This window comes from Lactobacillus sp. PV037, from assembly GCF_014522345.1.
Classification (GTDB): domain Bacteria; phylum Bacillota; class Bacilli; order Lactobacillales; family Lactobacillaceae; genus Lactobacillus.
This window is the reverse complement of record NZ_CP041987.1, coordinates 1288616-1305985: the sequence shown is the minus strand read 5'-3', so window position 1 is coordinate 1305985 and position 17370 is coordinate 1288616. Positions and strand designations below refer to the sequence as shown.

Below are 17370 nucleotides of genomic sequence, written 5' to 3'. Positions count from 1 at the left end.
TTAACATGACTAAAGAAAACAAAACATTTTATATCACAACTCCTATCTATTATCCTTCAGGTAAATTAACGATCGGAAATGCTTATACTACTGTGGCAGCTGATAGTATGGCTCGTTATAAGCGTGCGCGAGGTTATGATACTTTCTTTTTAACAGGTACTGATGAACACGGTTTAAAGATTGAACAAAAGGCAGAAGCCAAAGGAATTAAGCCACAAGAATTTGTGGATGAAATGGCAGATTCATACAAAAAACTTTGGAAGATGTTAGATATTTCTTATGATAAGTTTATTCGTACAACTGATAAAGAACACGTTGCTGCTGTCCAAAAGATATTTGAACAATTATTAAAGCAAGGTGACATTTATTTAGGAGAATATCAAGGCTGGTATTCTGTTGAAGATGAAGAGTATTTTACTGAATCACAATTAGCAGAAGTTTATAAAGATGACAATGGTAAGGTAATTGGGGGTAAAGCTCCATCAGGGCATGAAGTTAAGTTAATTAAGGAACCTTCGTATTTCTTTAAAATGAGTAAATACGCAGATCGTTTGTTAAAGTATTACCAAGAGCATCCTGAATTTATTTTGCCTCATTCTCGTGAAAAAGAAATGATTAATAATTTTATCAAACCAGGCCTTGAAGATCTTTCTGTCACTAGAACTACTGTGGATTGGGGAATTCCTGTTCCAAGTGACCCTAAGCATGTTGTTTATGTCTGGATTGATGCACTTTCCAATTATATTAGTGCCTTGGGTTATGGAAATGAAAACGATGAATTATTTAAGAAGTTTTGGCCAGCTGATGTTCATTTAGTAGGTAAAGAAATTGTTCGTTTCCACACAATTTACTGGCCAATTATGTTAATGGCACTTGGAGTACCACTTCCTAAGCAAATTTTTGGCCATGGTTGGGTATTGATGAAAGATGGAAAGATGTCTAAGTCTAAGGGAAATGCAGTTTACCCAGAGATGATTGTTGAACGTTACGGCTTAGATGCTTTACGTTACTACTTGATGCGTGCTATTCCCTTTGGCAGTGATGGAATTTTTACACCTGAAGATTTTGTAGAAAGAGTCAACTTTGATTTAGCAAATGATTTAGGTAATTTGCTTAATAGAACTGTTTCAATGATTAATCAATATCAAGAGGGATTAGTTGCACCAGTAAGTGAAGAACAAGATGAATTTGGTGAAAGTTTAAAGAAAGCTGCACAAGAAACTATTGCGACCTACTATGAAAAAATGGATGCTTTGCATTTTTCACAAGCTTTAGATGCAGTTTGGAAATTAATTTCTCGTGCTAATAAGTATATTGATGAAACTACACCTTGGATTTTAAATAAAGAGGGTAAAAAGATCAGTTATCTGTTGTAATGACCAATTTAGCAGAAACTTTACGCCTAGTTGCACTTTTGATTAAGCCAATTATGACCCAAAGCCCAATAGAAATGTTTAATCAACTTGGACTTGACTTAGATGATCCAGCTGCTAATGAACTGGTTTGGGGAAGCTATGGTTGGAATAATACTGTAACCACTGATCCTAAGCCAATTTTCCCTCGTCTTAAAAATGATGAAGAAATCAAATATATCAAAAAGCAAATGGCTAAGGCTAAACCTAAGAAAGAAACTAGAAGCCAGCAAAAAGATAAGACCAACAATAAAGCTATTACAATTGATGACTTTGATAAAGTAGAAATTAAAGTAGCAAAGGTTTTAGAAGTAGAACCAGTTAAGGGTTCAAATAAATTATTATCTTTTAAGCTTGATATAGGCGAAGAGCAACCTCGACAAATTTTGAGTGGGATTGCTAAGTTTTATCCAGATTATGAAAAATTAGTCGGTAAAAAATTACTTGCTGTTACTAATTTGAAACCTCGCAAGATGTTAGGCCAACTAAGTCAAGGAATGCTTTTATCTAGTGAAAAGGATGGTAAAGTTAAATTGGCAATTGTTGATCAAGAACATGAAGTAGGAGCACGTTTAGGATAATGGAAATTTTTGATTCTCATACTCATTTAAACGATGAGCCTTTTAGAGGTAAAGAGGAAATTTATTTAGAGCGTGCAAAGAATTTAGGTGTTACTAGAGCAGCAGTTGCAGGACAAGATCCTGAATTTAATCAACGAGCAGTAGATCTTAGTGAAAAGTTTGATAATCTTTATGCAATTGTTGGATATTGTCCAGATGTAGCTAAAGATTGGAATCAAGAAGCTGCAGATCAGTTAATTGAGCAGTTAAAGAAAGAAAAGACTGTAGCATTAGGCGAAATTGGACTTGATTATTATTGGGACGAGTCTCCCCGAGAGATACAAAGAAAAGTTTTTGCCGAGCAATTAGAAATCGCTCATGATTTAAAAATGCCTGTAAATATTCATACTCGTGATGCTTTTGAAGATACCTATCAAATTTTAAAGGAAAGTAAGGTAGGAGAGTATGGAGGTATTCTCCATAATTTTAATGGTAATCCAGAATGGATGAAGAAGTTTTTAGATCTAGGATTAATGCTTTCTTACTCTGGAGTTGTTTCCTTTACTAAAGCAACTGATGTACATGCAAGTGCCAAAGTTGTTCCTTGGGATGCAATGTTAATTGAAACTGATGCTCCATATTTAACACCCAAACCTTACCGTGGTAAACAAAATGAAACAGGATATGTTTATTATGTGGCCAAAGCAATTGCGGAGTTGCGTGGTGTAGAAATCGAGGAAGTAGCAGCTCATACGAACCAAAATGCGAAAAAAATTTATGGAATCAAATAAAGAAAAAAATTTTAATGCGGTGGTTATTGTTGAAGGACGCGATGATACTAAACGTCTAAAACAATATTTCCCAGGAATTGAAACTATTGAAACTAATGGGTCTGAGGTATCAAAAGAAACTTTAGCAGAAATTAAAAAATTGGCTCAAACAAGAGAAATTATTGTTTTTACAGATCCAGATTTTAATGGGGAAAGAATAAGGCGCTTAGTATCCCAAGTAGTTCCAAATGCTAAGCAGGCTTTTATTACTCGCAAAGAAGGTGAGCCAACTAAGCGGGGGAATAGTTTAGGAGTTGAACATGCATCTAAAGAAGCCTTGATGCGAGCTTTAAGCGATTTGCATGAAGTAGAAGAAACAAAAAGCGATTTAACAAAAAGTCAGTATAACGCTTTGGGGCTAGGGATGGGTCCAAATGCAAGAAAACTACGTGAAAAAGTAGGAGTTAAATTGAGTATTGGCTATGGGAATGCCAAACAGTTTTTTAAGCGTTTAGAAATGTTTGGAATTAGTTATGAAGAATTGAAAGAGGCGGTTGAAAGTGTCAAATAATATGCCAATTGCCAATCCAGTAAGGACTAAGGCGATTGTTAATCGGTACTTTGTGCATGCAAAAAAGAATCTTGGACAAAATTTTTTGGTAGATTTAGCTGCAATAAAAGGAATTGTGACAGCAGCAGATATCCAGCCAGGTGATCAAGTAATTGAAATTGGACCAGGAATTGGTTCTTTAACAGAACAAATTTTGTTAGCAGGGGCTAAAGTAGCAGCGTATGAAGTTGATACGGATTTGCCTGAAATCTTAAAAAATGAATTACCCGCTAAGATTGATGGGCAAACACTTGCTGAACGTTTTAAGTTAATTATGAAAGATGTTTTAAAAGCTGATTTTAAAGAAGATATAGGAGATTTTTTTGATTTTAATCACCCAATTAAAATCGTAGCTAACTTACCCTACTATATCACGACGCCAATTTTATTTGACTTAATCAAAAGCGATTTGAATTTTGTAAGTTTAACTTTAATGATGCAAAAAGAAGTTGCAGAACGTTTAGTAGCCCATCCGAAGACTAAAGAATACGGCCCTCTTTCAATTGCAGTACAAACTAGAATGAATGTAACTTTTGATGAAGAGGTAAAAAGTTCTTCTTTTATGCCTCGGCCAAAAGTTGATTCAGCAGTAGTTACTTTGAAACCACTAAGTAAAAAATATGATATTAAAGATTATAAATATTTCGATCACTTAGTAAAAATGAGTTTTTCTCAAAGGAGAAAGACTCTTAATAATAATTTAAAGCCTTTAGTTAAAGATAAAGATGAACGGGAAGAAATCATTGAGTCTTTGGGAGTAGATTTAAGAGTACGCCCAGAAGAATTAACAATTCCGCAATTTATTGAATTAGCTCATCTTGTTAGGGAGCACAGTATAAATTAAATGTCAATAATTAAACTTGATGTTTTTTACTTTTTTTGGTATAATCGAACCTATGCAAAGGAGTGACGTCGAGTGCCAATGACATTGATGGCTATTAAAGAAAAGTTAGACGCTCATATTGGAGAAAGTCTTATTGTAGTTGCACAAGCAGGACGCAAGAAAGTAACGCGCAGAAAAGGGACACTTAAAGAAACATATCGCGCTATATTTGTAGTAGATCTAGATCAAAATCAAAACAAATTCGAACGTGTTTCATACAGTTATACTGATGTATTAACTAAGAATATAGAACTTGAATTTAGTGAGTTCTAATTATAAAATTAATATTAATACGAACAATCACTAATGTTTTAGATTTAAACATTAGTGATTTTCTTATATTAAGAAAGGAGTAATTATGAAACGTTCAGAGCGATTAGTAGATATGGTGAAATATCTGATTGCGAGACCTCATACTTTGATCCCACTTCCTTTTTTTGCTAAACGATACGGAGCCGCAAAATCATCTATTTCAGAAGACTTATCAATTTTTAAGAAAACTTTGGCGCAGCAAAAAAATGGAATTTTGGAAACTATTCCAGGAGCAGCTGGAGGAGTTAAATATATTCCTTTTATGGGTGAAGAAGAAGCAAGGGAATATTTAAATAAATTGGCAGCCAAAATTCAAGATCCTGATAGAATATTACCGGGAAATTTTGTTTATCTTTCAGATATTTTAGGTTCTCCCGAGCAATTAGCCAAAATTGGACAATTAATAGCTACTACTTATGCCTATAGCAAAATTGACTATGTGATGACGGTTGAAACAAAGGGAATTGCTTTAGCACAAGCGGTTAGTCGTTACTTAAATGTGCCTTTTGTTATTGTGCGTCACCGTCCTAAAATTACAGAAGGAGCAACTATTTCTGTTAATTATGTTGCCTCATCAAGTGAACGTGTTGAAAAAATGGAGCTTGCTAAAAGGAGTCTTCCAGCCGGTTCTAATGTCTTAATTGTCGATGACTTTATGAAAGGTGGAGGCACATTAACTGGAATGGAAGAATTAGTTAATGAGTTTGGCTGTCATGTTGGGGGAATGGCAGTTTTGTGTGAGACACAATATGCATCCCAGAAAGTTGTTGATGATTACCAATCATTAATTAAAATTACTAGTGTCAATCGAGTACATAAAGTGATTGAGGCAGAACCAGGAAATATTTTAAAACAAACGAATTTTAATCGCTTTTAATAAAAAATGGTATACTTGTAGCAGTTAAGTTAATGAAGGGATTTAACAATGAATAAGTATGTAGTTATTTTAGCTGCGGGTAAGGGTACTCGTATGAAGTCGAAGCTTTATAAGGTTTTACATAAAGTAGCTGGTAAAAGTATGGTAGAACATGTTGTAACAGCTGCTGAAGGAACAAATCCTAATAAGATTATTACAGTTGTAGGAACTGGAGCTGCTAAAGTTAAAGACGTTTTAAAAGATCGTTCTGAATTTGCTTTTCAAAAAGAACAATTGGGAACTGGCGATGCTGTAATGGCAGCTAGTGAATTATTAAAAGATTTAGAGGGAGTAACATTGGTTGCTACTGGGGATACCCCACTTTTTACTAGTGAAACTTTTAATAATTTATTTAAAGAGCATGAAACTAGTGGTAATAGTGCGACAGTTTTAACTGCTAAGGCCCCTAATCCATACGGTTATGGAAGAATTATTCGTGATGAAGCAGGAAACGTATTGCGAATTGTTGAACAAAAAGATGGTAACGAAGCAGAATTAGCTGTTGATGAAATTAATACAGGTGTTTTTGCTTTTAATAATAAAGAATTGCTCGAAGCTTTAAAGCAAGTAGGCAATAATAATGCCCAAGGTGAGTATTATTTAACGGATGTGTTAGAAATTATGCGTAAGGCTGGTAAAAAGGTGGGGGCCTACCAAATGCCAGACTTTTCTGAAAGTTTAGGTGTTAATGATCGAGTTGCATTGGCACAAGCAACTAAATTAATGCGTAAGCGAATTAATGAAAAACATATGCGTAACGGCGTTACTTTTGTTGATCCAGAAACAGCTTATATTGATAGTGATGTCAAAATTGGAAATGATACGTTAATTGAAGGTAATGTTGTTATTAAGGGTAATACTGAAATTGGATCTGAGAGTCATATTACATCAGGTTCAAGAATTGTAGATTCTAAAATTGGTAATGGCGTAACGGTTACTTCTTCAACAATTGAAGAGGCAGAAATGGATGATAATACTGATATTGGTCCAAATTCACACTTACGTCCAAAAGCAGTAATTCGCCAAGGTGCACATATTGGTAATTTTGTAGAAGTTAAGAACGCTGAAATTGGTGAAAACACTAAAGTAGGACATTTGACTTATGTAGGGGATGCCACTTTAGGAAAAGATATTAACATTGGATGTGGAACTATTTTTTCAAATTATGATGGGGTGAAGAAATTCCATACTAATGTTGGTGATCATTCATTTATTGGTGCAGGTTCAACAATAATTGCACCAGTAAATATTGCTGACCATGCATTTATTGCGGCTGATTCAACGATTACTAAAGATGTTGAGAAATATGATATGGCAATTGCACGCGGTAGACAAACCAATAAAAAAGATTATTGGCATAAGCTTCCTCTTTCTCAAGATAAGGAATGGAAATAATTTTTTAGAAAGTAAATATTAAATATTAAAAAAGCGAGCGCAAACTCGCTTTTTTTGCTATGATTAAGTAGAGAAACATCATAGCTATTGTTGTGGAGGAAATTATGTCTAAATTAGACAAAGAAATTAAAATTTTTGCTCTTAACTCTAATAAACCGTTAGCAGAAAAGATTGCTAAAAGTGTTGGAGTAGAGTTAGGCAAGTCTGACGTTAAACGGTTTAGTGATGGAGAAATTGAGATTAACATCGATGAATCTGTGCGTGGTAAAGACGTTTACTTAGTCCAGTCAACTAGTGATCCAGTAAACGATAATTTAATGGAATTATTAATTATGATTGATGCCCTTCGTCGTGCATCAGCACGTACTGTTAACATTGTAATTCCTTACTATGGATATGCACGTCAGGACCGTAAAACACGTGCAAGAGAACCAATTACTGCCAAGTTAGTAGCTGATATGATTCAAACTGCAGGTGCAGATCGTGTTCTATCACTTGATTTGCACGCTCCACAAATTCAAGGATTCTTTGATATTCCAGTTGATAACTTAATGGGTGCACCATTACTTGCGGACTACTTCTTAAGTCATGGTCTTGAAAAAGATGCTGTTGTAGTTTCGCCTGATCATGGTGGGGTTACTCGCGCAAGAAAGTTGGCAGAATTTTTAAAGGCTCCGATTGCTATTGTAGATAAGCGCCGTCCAAAGGCAAATGTAGCAGAAGTTATGAATATTATTGGTGATGTTAAAGGAAAACGTGCCATAATCATCGATGATATGATTGATACTGCTGGAACTATTACTTTGGCATCACAAGCTTTAATTGATGCTGGTGCAACTGAAGTTTATGCTTCAGCTACTCATGCTGTTTTATCAGGACCAGCTATCGATCGCTTAAATGCATCCCCAATTAAAAAGTTAATTTTAACTGATTCAATTAATCAACCTGAAGAAAAAGAATTATCAAAGGCTGAGTTAGTTTCAGTAGGCCCATTAATGGGAGCAGCTATTAAATTAATTCAAGAACATAAACCAGTGAGTCCATTATTTGATACTCGCTTTGTAGCTAATAATTATAAATAAAACGTTGAGTTTTAGGCTCAACGTTTTATTTTTTGCGTGGTTTACGCAAATAATGAATTGTCTGATTTTTAATGTATTTTTGAAATTCTTGATAAATAGGCTCAAAGATTTGTACTTCTGAGTGTTCTTCCACCATAGCCTTGGGAAAGAAAAATCTTTCATCCCCTTGCAAGGTTCCATCTAATGATTTAACGAGTGGACTTAATTTAGATAATTCAACTAGAGTGCCATCTTCTTGCATGATTTCAATAGGACTATGAGCATTTTTACCGGTCGGTTTATAGGCATCATACGGTTCATCGAATGCAGAATTTAGAGCTGTATAGTACTTTGGATTAAATCCGGCTTGTTCAATTAACTTGTTGAGTTTTGGAATTAAGTTTTTAGTGTCTTCAGAAATTTTGGCACTTTCTAGTGGGTGGCGATATAAATAACTTTTGGCTAAATCTGATAAAATTTGATCAGGTGCATTAACCCACATTAAAAAGTTGGTTTCCATCACTCCATCATCTAACTGCAAGTAGGCTTCTAAGTTAGTAGTATCTCCCTTTAAAAAAGTAGCTAATTGAGGAGTTACTTGTAGTTGACCTTTTTTGTAAAGGTGTTGAGCTCTTTGAAGTAGACGGTGTAAGATAACTTCCATAGAGCGACCAAAGCGGTGAAAGTAGACTTGTTGATACATTTGGTAGCGACTGACAACATAGTCTTCAACTGCATGAATTCCTTTAGTAGTAAAAGAAATTCCATTCTTATAGGGACGGATTGCTTCTAAAAGGCGAGTTAAATCAAAATCTCCATATGAGGCACCAGTAAAGTAGGCATCCCGAAGCAGGTAGTCCATTCGATCGGCATCTGCTTGACTGGAAATAAGTTTGACTACTTGGGGATTAGGATAAGTTTTGGCAATAACACTAGCAACTTTTTTGGGAAAGTCATCTCCTACCTGCAAAAGTGCTTGATGAATTTCAGTGTTTTTGTCTAAAATTATTCGCTGACCCATTTTTTCATGGTCAGTATTAAACAGATGCTCAAAAGTATGAGAGTATGGTCCGTGACCAATATCATGAAGAAGTCCTGCTACTTGAGCAAGTAAACTTTCTTCAGAGTTCCAAAGTCCGTCATCTGGAGTTTTAGAAGGATATTTATCTTCAAAAATTTTGGTAATTCTTCTTGTAAGCTCATAAACTCCTAAATTATGTTCAAAACGTGTATGAGTTGCTCCTGGAAAAACATAGGAAATGGGGCCTAGTTGTTTAATACGGCGCAAACGTTGAAATTCTTTGGCGCTAATAATATCTAAAATAACTTGATTTTGAATGTGAATGTACCCATGAACAGGATCACGAATAACTTTTTCTTGTTTTAGTTGATTAATATGTGTTGTTTTCATTGATAATAATTTATAAGTTAAAATTCTTTGTATATTTGCTAAAATTGATTATAACAGGATTGTGGTAGAAGTGCTAATTTAGAAGGGATGAAAAGGATGGAAGACGTAAAAGTTAAAATTACTAGTACTATTACTCAAGAAGATCAAACGGAAACTTTTTCAAAATATGGCATTGGAACTCTTGAACAAGCGGGTGATAATACCTGGCGCGTGAAATATGATGAAGAAAACCCTGAAGGTAATGTTGAGGTTAAATTGTTAATTAAACCAGATGAATTAATCATGCAAAGAGGGAAAATCCAGGAAAATAACTATAACATGATGAAATTTGTTCCAGGTGAAAAGAAGAATTGTCGTATTATCGCAGCTAGTAAAATAATGGATTTAACTAGTGAAACTCAAAAACTAGAATTTTCTGGGAAAATGGGTGAGAATATGCAACTAAAAGTTGAATATAAGCTCTTTTCTGGTCTATACTTAATAGGTAGTTATGCAATTACAATGGAATTTTATCCGCAAAATTAAATTTAAAGTAAACTTATAACTGAAAGGACGTGCCATTAGTGGGTTTAAGCGAGTTTGAAGATCAAAATAAAGATGAATTATCAATGATTGAAGTTGCCCGTGCAATTTTACAAGACAATGGTAAACGGATGGCTTTTGCAGATATTGTGAATGCCATTCAAAAATTTTTAGGTAAAAGTGACGAAGAAATCCGTGAACGGTTACCACAATTTTATACTGATTTGAACACTGACGGTGAATTTATCTCTCTTGGAGATAATATTTGGGCATTAAGATCATGGTATCCATATGAATCAGTTGATGAAGAAGTAAATCACCCAGAAGATGAAGAAGATGTGCCACGTAAAAAACGCCATAAGAAAGTTAATGCCTTCATCGGGGATAGTGATGATGACGATATCATTGATTATGATTCTGATGATCCAGAAGATGAAGATTTAGAAATCGAAGATGATGACGAAGATGAGTACTCAGATGATGATCTTGATGATGCAACTGATAATGAATTAGATGATGGAATCGAAGGTCAGCTTTCAGAATTACATCCAGATGATGACGATGAAGATGAATAAAGTGCTTGACGAAAAGGTATTTTCCCTTTAATATTTTGTATGGGCACTTTAAGTGCAATTATAGCTCCCAGCTTGAGGGAGCTTTTTTTGTTTTTTCTAGAATAATGATTTTAATTTGATAATTTTTAAAGATGAAAGGAAGCAGCATGACTAAATATATTTTTGTAACTGGTGGGGTAGTTTCATCCTTAGGAAAAGGAATTACAGCATCTAGTTTAGGTCGTTTATTAAAGAATCGTGGATTAAAAGTAACGATGCAAAAATTTGATCCATATATTAATATTGATCCAGGTACTATGAATCCTTACCAACACGGAGAAGTATTTGTAACTGATGATGGTACTGAAGCTGACCTTGATTTGGGACACTATGAAAGAATTGTCGATGTTCGTACAGGAAAATACTCTAATGTAACTACTGGTAAAATTTACAAAGAAGTATTAGAAAAAGAACGTCGTGGAGACTACCAAGGTGCAACTGTCCAAGTTATTCCACACATTACTGACATGATCAAGAAGAAGATTATGCGTGCTGCGATGACAACTGATTCTGATGTCATTATTTCTGAAATTGGTGGTACTGTTGGGGATATTGAATCTACACCATTTATGGAATCAATTCGTCAAATGCGTCGTGAAGTTGGAGAAGATAATGTAATGTATATTCACTGTACTTTAGTTCCATATCTTCATGCAGCTCAAGAAATGAAGACAAAACCTACCCAACACTCAGTTGCAGAACTTAGAAGTATTGGTATTCAACCAAATATGTTAGTATTGCGCGCAGAAGAAAGTGTACCACAAGAATTAAAGAATAAGATTTCTACTTTTACTGATGTACCAGTAGAAAGAATTATTGAATCAATTGATGCACCTTCACTTTTCGATTTACCCCTTGCCTTTCAAGAACAAGGAATGGATCAAAAAGTGGTTGATTTCTTGAAGATCGATAGTCCAAAACCTGAAGCTGATATGGAAGCTTGGAAGAAACTTGATGAACGTGCTAAGAATTTAAGTCACACTACTAAGATTACTTTAGTGGGTAAATATGTAGAATTAGAAGATGCATATATTTCAGTTACTGATGCGCTTCAACATGCGGGTTACTTGTATGACACAAAGATTGAAGTAAATAAGGTTCAAGCTGAGGATATTACTGAAGATAATATTGCTGAGATTATGAAAGACTCTGATGGTTTAATTGTACCAGGAGGTTTTGGAACTCGCGGACTTGAAGGAATGATTACTTCAATTAAATATGCACGTGAAAATGATATTCCATTCTTAGGAATTTGTTTAGGGATGCAAATGGCTAGCGTAGAATTTGCAAGAAATGTTTTAAATTTAGAAGATGCACATTCTGCAGAAGCTAAGCCAGATGCTAAGAATAATATTATCGATATTATGGCTGATAAGCGTGATATTGAAGAAATTGGTGGAACTTTACGTCTAGGTCTTTACCCTGCTGCCTTAAAAGAAGGAACTAAGACTAAAGCTGCTTATGATGATCAAGATGTAATTCAAGAACGTCACCGTCACCGTTTCGAATTCAATAATAAATACCGTAAGCAATTTGAAGATGCAGGAATGGTATTTTCTGGGGTGTCACCAGATAATCGCTTAGTTGAAATTATTGAAAATCCTAAAAATAAATTCTTTGTGGCTGCTCAATATCACCCAGAATTTTTGAGTCGTCCACAACGTCCAGAAGGACTCTTTAAAGCCTTTATTGGTGCTGCAAGTGATTTACCTGCTAAAAATTTTTAATATAAGTTAAATTTAGATAACAGAAAAGTAAGCATTCTGTTATTCGCTTGTTTTTTCCCATATTTTTTTATATGATATAAATTGATACATTAGGTATTTAATTATTATTAGATGAAGAGGATTGTTTCCCCAATGAAACAAATGATTATTCATGGTGGAAAGCCCTTAAAGGGCGACGTATGGATTGGTGGAGCTAAGAACTCTACTGTAGCACTAATTCCTGCGTCCATATTATCACGTACTCCGGTGACACTTGAAGGTGTGCCAAGAATTGCGGATGTAGACAACTTGATGGATCTTTTAAGTGAAATGGATGTAGTTTCTGAACTTGACGGTACTACTTTGACGATTAATCCTGAAAAGATTGAACGGCGTCCACTTCCAGCAGGTAAAATCAAGTCATTAAGAGCCTCATATTATTTTATGGGAGCTTTATTAGGTCGTTTTGGGAAAGCAGTTGTAGGTTTTCCTGGAGGAGACGATATCGGTCCACGTCCTATTGATCAACATATTAAAGGTTTCGAAGCACTTGGTGCAACTGTCAAGAATGAAAATGACCAAGTGATTATTACTGCTCCAGAACAAGGCTTGCACGGTGCTGATATTCATCTTGCGATGCCATCAGTTGGTGCAACTATGAATATTATCATGGCTGCAGTAACTGCGAAGGGACAAACAATAATTGATAATGTAGCTAAAGAACCTGAAATTATTGATCTCGCAACTTTCTTGAATAACATGGGAGCTGTGATTCGTGGTGCAGGAACTGAAACTATAAGAATCGAAGGCGTTGATCATTTAGAGGCACAAGTTCCACATACAATTATTCCTGATCGAATTGAAGCAGGCACTTATATTTCTTTAGCTGCTTGTATTGGTGATGGAATTAAGATTCACAATATTATTGAAGAACATTTAGATAGCTTTTTAGCTAAAGTTGAAGAGATGGGTGTTGTAACTGAAGTACAAGAAGATTCACTTTATGTCTATCCAGCTGGTGATTTAAAGATGATTCAAGTAAGAACAGATCCTTATCCAGGATTTGCGACAGATTTACAACAACCAATTACTCCATTATTACTAACAGCTAAAAAGGGCGAAGGTGTAATTATAGATAATATTTATCCGAAACGAGTTGGTCATATTCCCGAATTACAAAAAATGGGTGGAGCAATTCAGGTACAAGATAACATTATTTTAATTCACCCAACTAAGAAAATGCATGGGGCCCATGTAAACGCTGGGGAAATTCGTGCAGGTGCGTCTTTAATGATCGCTGGTTTAATGGCAAATGGTGAAACCATAATTTCAAATGCGGGTAATATTTTACGTGGTTATGACCGTGTTGAAGAAAAAATTAGAAGTTTAGGCGGAGATGTTGAAATCCGCGATGTAGATTAAAAAGAGATTTGAAATTTCAAATCTCTTTTTTTCTATATTTCAGAAGTTTCATTTGCTTTACCCCAATCGCAAATTTGTTTAAGAATCGGTAATAGACTTTTTCCTTTTTTAGTAATGGTATATTCAACTTTAGGAGGAATTTCTGGATAGACAGTTCTCGAAATTAAGCCTTTTTCTTCAAGTTCTTTTAATTTATTGGCTAAGACACGATGGGTAACATTTCCTAACAGTCTTTGTATTTCTCCATAGCGCAGAGTTCCTAAAGTAGAAAGAGCGTATAAAATATTCATTTTCCACTTTCCAGAAATTAAATCTAATGCTTTGTTAAAAGGTTCCATTTCTTGAATTTGAAAATTATTAATTTCCTTTTTTGAGTGTTCGTTCATTTATCAATCACTATCCTTTTAGATACTAGGTGTTTAAAAAGTGCGTACTTGTTAAAGTTAGTTTAACAACTATAATAATAAATATCAAAAACAACTAACTATTTGTAAGTAAAGGAGAAAAAAGATGGAAATTACTGTATGGTCAGATTATGCTTGTCCTTTTTGCTATATTGCAGAAGCAAGAATTGAGAATTTACTTAATGACATGGGAGTAAGTGATCAAGTACATTTTGATCGTCATGCATTTCAATTATATCCAGATGCACCAAAAGATGTAACTGAAACTACTTTGGACCGTTTTGCAGCTAAATACGGATTAAGTAAGCAAGAAGCTGCTCAAAGAATTGAACAAATTTCTCAAATGGGACGTGCAGAAGGGTTAGACTTTAAATATTCTTCAACTTTGAATACAAATACAATGGATGCTCATCGACTTACTCAATGGGTAAAAGATAATTATGAAGGTGAAGTTGTAGATAAGTTATCTGAGCTCTTATTTAAAGCTTACTTTAGTGAAAATGTAAAATTAGCAGATCATGCTGTCTTACTTAAAGCAGCTCAAGAAGCTGGAGTTGATGTAGCTGCTGCAAAGAAATTACTTGATTCAACTGACTATCATGATAAGGTCGTAGCAGATGAAATGTTTGTCCAACAAAATGGAGTACATGCAGTACCATTTTTTGTCATTGATGGCAAAGGCTACATGGGAGCTCAACCACGTGAGGTCTTTGAAAAGGCAATCAAGGAAGGCTTAGAAAAGGAAAAGACAAAATAATGCAGTTATTTATTCAACCGGTTGTAAATATTTTTCAGACAGCTGCCTACTTTTTCATTGATGAAAAAACAAAACATGGCTTTTTAATTGATCCAGGTGCAGAAGGAGAAAAATTACTACAAAAAATTGCTGAAAAAGGTTGGAAGATTGATAAAGTACTCCTTACCCATGGACATTTTGATCATTCTTATCAGGCTGCTAAAGTGGCTGATACTTTGGGCGTAGAATGCATTGTAAATGAAAATGCTCCCTATTTCATGAAAAATGATCAATTAAATTTGGCAGCTCGTTATGGACAACATGTAGTTTGGCCAAAAAAGGTAAAATTAGTTAAGGATCATACTTTGATAAAAAGTAATGATGGTTCTTTTGAATTAGAAGCAATTGCTACTCCAGGTCATACTCCAGATTCTCAAATTTTTTATTCAAAAAAATATGACTTTGCTCTAGTAGGGGATATGCTTTATAACGGTGACATCGGATTAACTGAATTCCCAGGAGGAGATCAGAGTCAAATTTTAGATTCAATATCGCAAAAGATTGCGACTCTCCCTGAGAAGACAGAACTTTTGAATGGCCATACAGCTCCGATGAATGTTGAAGGTGTAAAGGCCCTTTTAGCCCAGGATTATGGAATTAGAAGATAGAGGTGGAAAAATGAGTACAGAAAATAAGAATCTTAATAAAAATACTTTTGAAGATTTGAAAATTCAAGAAGGTATGGTTTGTGGCCCAGATGGTTGTAGTTTAGCCGACCATTTTGATTGGGCAAAGAAGGCAAAAGAAGCTAAGTAAAGGAAGTTCGATGGAAGAACTTCCTTTTTTATTTTTAATTTATTAAAAATATTTTTTAGATTATCATTTTAAATTAATATTTCTTTTGATAAAATATAAAATTGTAAACCTGTCATCCACACTAATATTACATAGGTGGGAGAGATTTTATGAATAAAAATAAGCTACATAAAATGAGTTTATTTTCAGCAGTAATGCTAGCTTTGAATTCTTTAATTGGTTCAGGCTGGCTTTTTGGAGCAGGCTCAGCCGCTAAGATTGCGGGACCTGCAGCCATTATTTCGTGGATATTGGGTGGAGCAGTAATTATTATTATTGCTTTGACCTATATTGAGTTGGGAGCAATGTTTCCTGAAAGTGGTGGAATGAGTAAATATGCTCAATACAGTCATGGTCCACTTTTAGGATTTATTGCAGCCTGGGCAAATTGGATTTCCTTGATAACTTTAGTCCCCATGGAAGCCGTTGCGGCAGTTCAATACATGAGTTCATGGCCCTGGAGTTGGGCAAATTGGACAAAGAATTTTATGAACAACGGTACAATTACGGTGACAGGTTTATGGGTTGTATTTCTGTTTATGTTTATTTTTACGTTAATTAATTTTTGGTCAGTAAAATTAATGACGAGATTTACAAATTTGATTTCTATCTTTAAGGTATTATTACCAACTTTAACAATTTTAGTGTTGATCTTTAGTGGTTTTCATGCAGAAAACTTTGGCCATAGTGTTCATACGTTTATGCCTTATGGAAGTCGCGCAATTTTTGAGGCCACTTCTGTTTCAGGGATTATTATGTCTTATGATGCCTTTCAAACTGTGATTAACGTTGGTGGAGAGTTAAAAAATCCAAGAAAAAATATTGTTCGTGGTGTATTGATTTCAATGCTGGTAACAGCAGCAATTTATATTTTGCTGCAAGTAACTTTTATTGGTGCAATTGACCCAAGTTTAGTTGCTAAAACTGGTTGGAAGGGAATTAATTTTACCTCTCCATTTGCAGATATTGCAATGCTTTTAGGAATTAATTGGTTAGTAATCTTACTTTATTTGGATGCTTTTGTATCACCATTTGGAACTGGGGTAGCATTTGTAGCTACAGCTTCACGTGCTATTGCTGCGATGACTCATACAAAGCATTTACCTAAATGGTTAGGAAGATTAGATCGTCGGTACATGGTTCCTCGCTTTGCAATGGTAGTTGATTTTATTTTAGCGATGATTTTAGTAAGTGTTTTTAGAAATTGGAACTTACTTGCGACAGTTATTACTGCAGCAACTTTAATTGCCTATTTAACAGGACCAGTAACTGTGATCTCTTTGAGAAAATTAGCTCCAGATTTAGATCGGCCTTTTAAACCAAATTGGATGAAGTGGGTTGCCCCATTGGCATTTATTTTAGCCAGTTTAGCAATTTATTGGACAATGTGGCCAACAACTATTCAGGTTATTTTAGTAATTGCTTTAGGCTTACCAATCTATTTATATTATGAAGTTCGTTACCAACATTCTTCTTTGAAAAAGCAACTAAAAGGATTCTGGTGGCTATTAGGATATTTAGTATTTATTTCATTAATGTCTTACATGGGAAGTGTAGGTTTTGGTGGTCAAAACTGGATTAAGTATCCATGGGACTTTGTAGTAATTATAATTGCTTCATATCTATTTTATCTTTGGGGAATTAAATCCCACTTAGAAAAGATTGAGCCAATTGCTATTGAAATAAATAAGAGGGTTAAAGATAAATAGTAATCTTCACGGACTTGAAGTATAGTGGTAAACATGCTACACTTATCTAGTCAAATTATAATCTATGATCTG

Annotated in this window: 17 protein-coding genes and 1 pseudogene; 16 read left to right on the top strand and 2 right to left on the bottom strand. The window is 34.6% G+C overall.

Annotation, left to right across the window (positions count from 1 at the left end; translation table 11 throughout):
* Positions 1-5 precede the first annotated feature (5 nt).
* The 8 genes and pseudogenes from metG to FP435_RS07035 all read left to right on the top strand — a co-directional run bounded on the left by metG (position 6) and on the right by FP435_RS07035 (position 7940).
* Positions 6-1993: pseudogene (gene metG, locus FP435_RS07070) on the top strand (methionine--tRNA ligase).
* Complete coding sequence (locus FP435_RS07065; protein WP_265483573.1) at positions 1993-2763, top strand: TatD family hydrolase; 771 nt, start codon at positions 1993-1995, stop codon at positions 2761-2763. Before metG ends, FP435_RS07065 begins: the two are co-directional and overlap by 1 nt.
* Positions 2750-3313: a ribonuclease M5 gene (rnmV, locus tag FP435_RS07060; protein WP_265483570.1), complete on the top strand. Its 564-nt coding sequence runs from the start codon at positions 2750-2752 to the stop codon at positions 3311-3313. Before FP435_RS07065 ends, rnmV begins: the two co-directional genes overlap by 14 nt.
* Positions 3303-4196, top strand: a complete 894-nt coding sequence (gene rsmA / locus FP435_RS07055) for a 16S rRNA (adenine(1518)-N(6)/adenine(1519)-N(6))-dimethyltransferase RsmA (protein WP_265483569.1) — start codon at positions 3303-3305, stop codon at positions 4194-4196. The genes rnmV and rsmA overlap by 11 nt, the downstream gene beginning before the upstream one ends.
* A 72-nt stretch (positions 4197-4268) precedes the next feature.
* Positions 4269-4508 carry a Veg family protein gene (locus FP435_RS07050; protein ID WP_265483567.1) on the top strand — a complete coding sequence of 80 codons (240 nt, stop codon included), beginning with the start codon at positions 4269-4271 and terminating at the stop codon, positions 4506-4508.
* A gap of 85 nt (positions 4509-4593) precedes the next feature.
* On the top strand, positions 4594-5424 hold the full coding sequence (gene purR / locus FP435_RS07045; protein ID WP_265483565.1) for a pur operon repressor: 831 nt from the start codon (positions 4594-4596) through the stop codon (positions 5422-5424).
* Between the two features lie 48 nt (positions 5425-5472).
* Entirely contained in the window at positions 5473-6858 is a 1386-nt protein-coding gene (gene glmU / locus FP435_RS07040) for a bifunctional UDP-N-acetylglucosamine diphosphorylase/glucosamine-1-phosphate N-acetyltransferase GlmU (RefSeq protein ID WP_265483563.1), read from the top strand.
* A 104-nt stretch (positions 6859-6962) separates the two neighbouring features.
* A complete protein-coding gene (locus tag FP435_RS07035; RefSeq protein ID WP_265483561.1) occupies positions 6963-7940 on the top strand; it encodes a ribose-phosphate diphosphokinase in 978 nt (325 codons plus the stop codon).
* A gap of 25 nt (positions 7941-7965) precedes the next feature.
* Here FP435_RS07035 and FP435_RS07030 read toward each other — a convergent pair whose 3' ends face one another.
* On the bottom strand, positions 7966-9330 hold the full coding sequence (locus FP435_RS07030; RefSeq protein ID WP_265483559.1) for an HD domain-containing protein: 1365 nt from the start codon (positions 9328-9330) through the stop codon (positions 7966-7968).
* A gap of 96 nt (positions 9331-9426) precedes the next feature.
* Between FP435_RS07030 and FP435_RS07025 the strand changes: the two genes are divergently transcribed.
* The 4 genes from FP435_RS07025 (at position 9427) to FP435_RS07010 (ending at position 13594) form a co-directional block, all read left to right on the top strand.
* Positions 9427-9855 carry a DUF1934 family protein gene (locus tag FP435_RS07025; protein ID WP_265483557.1) on the top strand — a complete coding sequence of 143 codons (429 nt, stop codon included), beginning with the start codon at positions 9427-9429 and terminating at the stop codon, positions 9853-9855.
* A 38-nt stretch (positions 9856-9893) separates the two neighbouring features.
* Positions 9894-10427, top strand: coding sequence for a DNA-directed RNA polymerase subunit delta (gene rpoE, locus FP435_RS07020; RefSeq protein WP_265483556.1), 534 nt, complete (start codon positions 9894-9896; stop codon positions 10425-10427).
* Positions 10428-10573: 146 nt separating this feature from the next.
* The gene (locus tag FP435_RS07015; RefSeq protein WP_265483555.1) at positions 10574-12193 is read left to right on the top strand and encodes a CTP synthase; all 1620 of its coding nucleotides are present in this window, start codon (positions 10574-10576) and stop codon (positions 12191-12193) included.
* A 132-nt stretch (positions 12194-12325) separates the two neighbouring features.
* Complete coding sequence (locus FP435_RS07010; protein WP_265483554.1) at positions 12326-13594, top strand: UDP-N-acetylglucosamine 1-carboxyvinyltransferase; 1269 nt, start codon at positions 12326-12328, stop codon at positions 13592-13594.
* A 32-nt stretch (positions 13595-13626) separates the two neighbouring features.
* Here FP435_RS07010 and FP435_RS07005 read toward each other — a convergent pair whose 3' ends face one another.
* On the bottom strand, positions 13627-13980 hold the full coding sequence (locus tag FP435_RS07005; RefSeq protein ID WP_265483553.1) for a winged helix-turn-helix transcriptional regulator: 354 nt from the start codon (positions 13978-13980) through the stop codon (positions 13627-13629).
* 124 nt (positions 13981-14104) lie between these two features.
* Here FP435_RS07005 and FP435_RS07000 point away from each other — a divergent pair, with 124 nt between their 5' ends.
* From FP435_RS07000 to FP435_RS06985, 4 genes are all read left to right on the top strand, one after another.
* A complete protein-coding gene (locus FP435_RS07000; protein ID WP_265483551.1) occupies positions 14105-14755 on the top strand; it encodes a DsbA family oxidoreductase in 651 nt (216 codons plus the stop codon).
* Positions 14755-15402 (top strand): MBL fold metallo-hydrolase, encoded by a 648-nt coding sequence (locus FP435_RS06995; RefSeq protein WP_265483550.1) that lies wholly within the window; start codon positions 14755-14757, stop codon positions 15400-15402. Before FP435_RS07000 ends, FP435_RS06995 begins: the two co-directional genes overlap by 1 nt.
* Positions 15403-15412: 10 nt before the next feature.
* On the top strand, positions 15413-15550 hold the full coding sequence (locus FP435_RS06990) for a hypothetical protein (RefSeq protein ID WP_265483549.1): 138 nt from the start codon (positions 15413-15415) through the stop codon (positions 15548-15550).
* A gap of 149 nt (positions 15551-15699) precedes the next feature.
* Positions 15700-17298: an APC family permease gene (locus FP435_RS06985; RefSeq protein ID WP_265483547.1), complete on the top strand. Its 1599-nt coding sequence runs from the start codon at positions 15700-15702 to the stop codon at positions 17296-17298.
* Positions 17299-17370: the final 72 nt, after the last annotated feature.

What these genes read in the sequence shown, in the direction of transcription:
- FP435_RS07015 (WP_265483555.1), top strand. Translation starts at nt 10,574, where the DNA reads ATGACTAAATATATTTTTGTAACTGGTGGGGTAGTTTCATCCTTAGGA.
- FP435_RS07005 (WP_265483553.1), bottom strand. Translation starts at nt 13,980, where the DNA reads ATGAACGAACACTCAAAAAAGGAAATTAATAATTTTCAAATTCAAGAA.
- FP435_RS06990 (WP_265483549.1), top strand. Translation starts at nt 15,413, where the DNA reads ATGAGTACAGAAAATAAGAATCTTAATAAAAATACTTTTGAAGATTTG.
- FP435_RS06995 (WP_265483550.1), top strand. Translation starts at nt 14,755, where the DNA reads ATGCAGTTATTTATTCAACCGGTTGTAAATATTTTTCAGACAGCTGCC.
- purR (WP_265483565.1), top strand. Translation starts at nt 4,594, where the DNA reads ATGAAACGTTCAGAGCGATTAGTAGATATGGTGAAATATCTGATTGCG.
- FP435_RS07065 (WP_265483573.1), top strand. Translation starts at nt 1,993, where the DNA reads ATGGAAATTTTTGATTCTCATACTCATTTAAACGATGAGCCTTTTAGA.
- FP435_RS07025 (WP_265483557.1), top strand. Translation starts at nt 9,427, where the DNA reads ATGGAAGACGTAAAAGTTAAAATTACTAGTACTATTACTCAAGAAGAT.
- glmU (WP_265483563.1), top strand. Translation starts at nt 5,473, where the DNA reads ATGAATAAGTATGTAGTTATTTTAGCTGCGGGTAAGGGTACTCGTATG.
- FP435_RS07000 (WP_265483551.1), top strand. Translation starts at nt 14,105, where the DNA reads ATGGAAATTACTGTATGGTCAGATTATGCTTGTCCTTTTTGCTATATT.
- FP435_RS07010 (WP_265483554.1), top strand. Translation starts at nt 12,326, where the DNA reads ATGAAACAAATGATTATTCATGGTGGAAAGCCCTTAAAGGGCGACGTA.
- FP435_RS07035 (WP_265483561.1), top strand. Translation starts at nt 6,963, where the DNA reads ATGTCTAAATTAGACAAAGAAATTAAAATTTTTGCTCTTAACTCTAAT.
- rnmV (WP_265483570.1), top strand. Translation starts at nt 2,750, where the DNA reads ATGGAATCAAATAAAGAAAAAAATTTTAATGCGGTGGTTATTGTTGAA.
- FP435_RS07030 (WP_265483559.1), bottom strand. Translation starts at nt 9,330, where the DNA reads ATGAAAACAACACATATTAATCAACTAAAACAAGAAAAAGTTATTCGT.
- FP435_RS06985 (WP_265483547.1), top strand. Translation starts at nt 15,700, where the DNA reads ATGAATAAAAATAAGCTACATAAAATGAGTTTATTTTCAGCAGTAATG.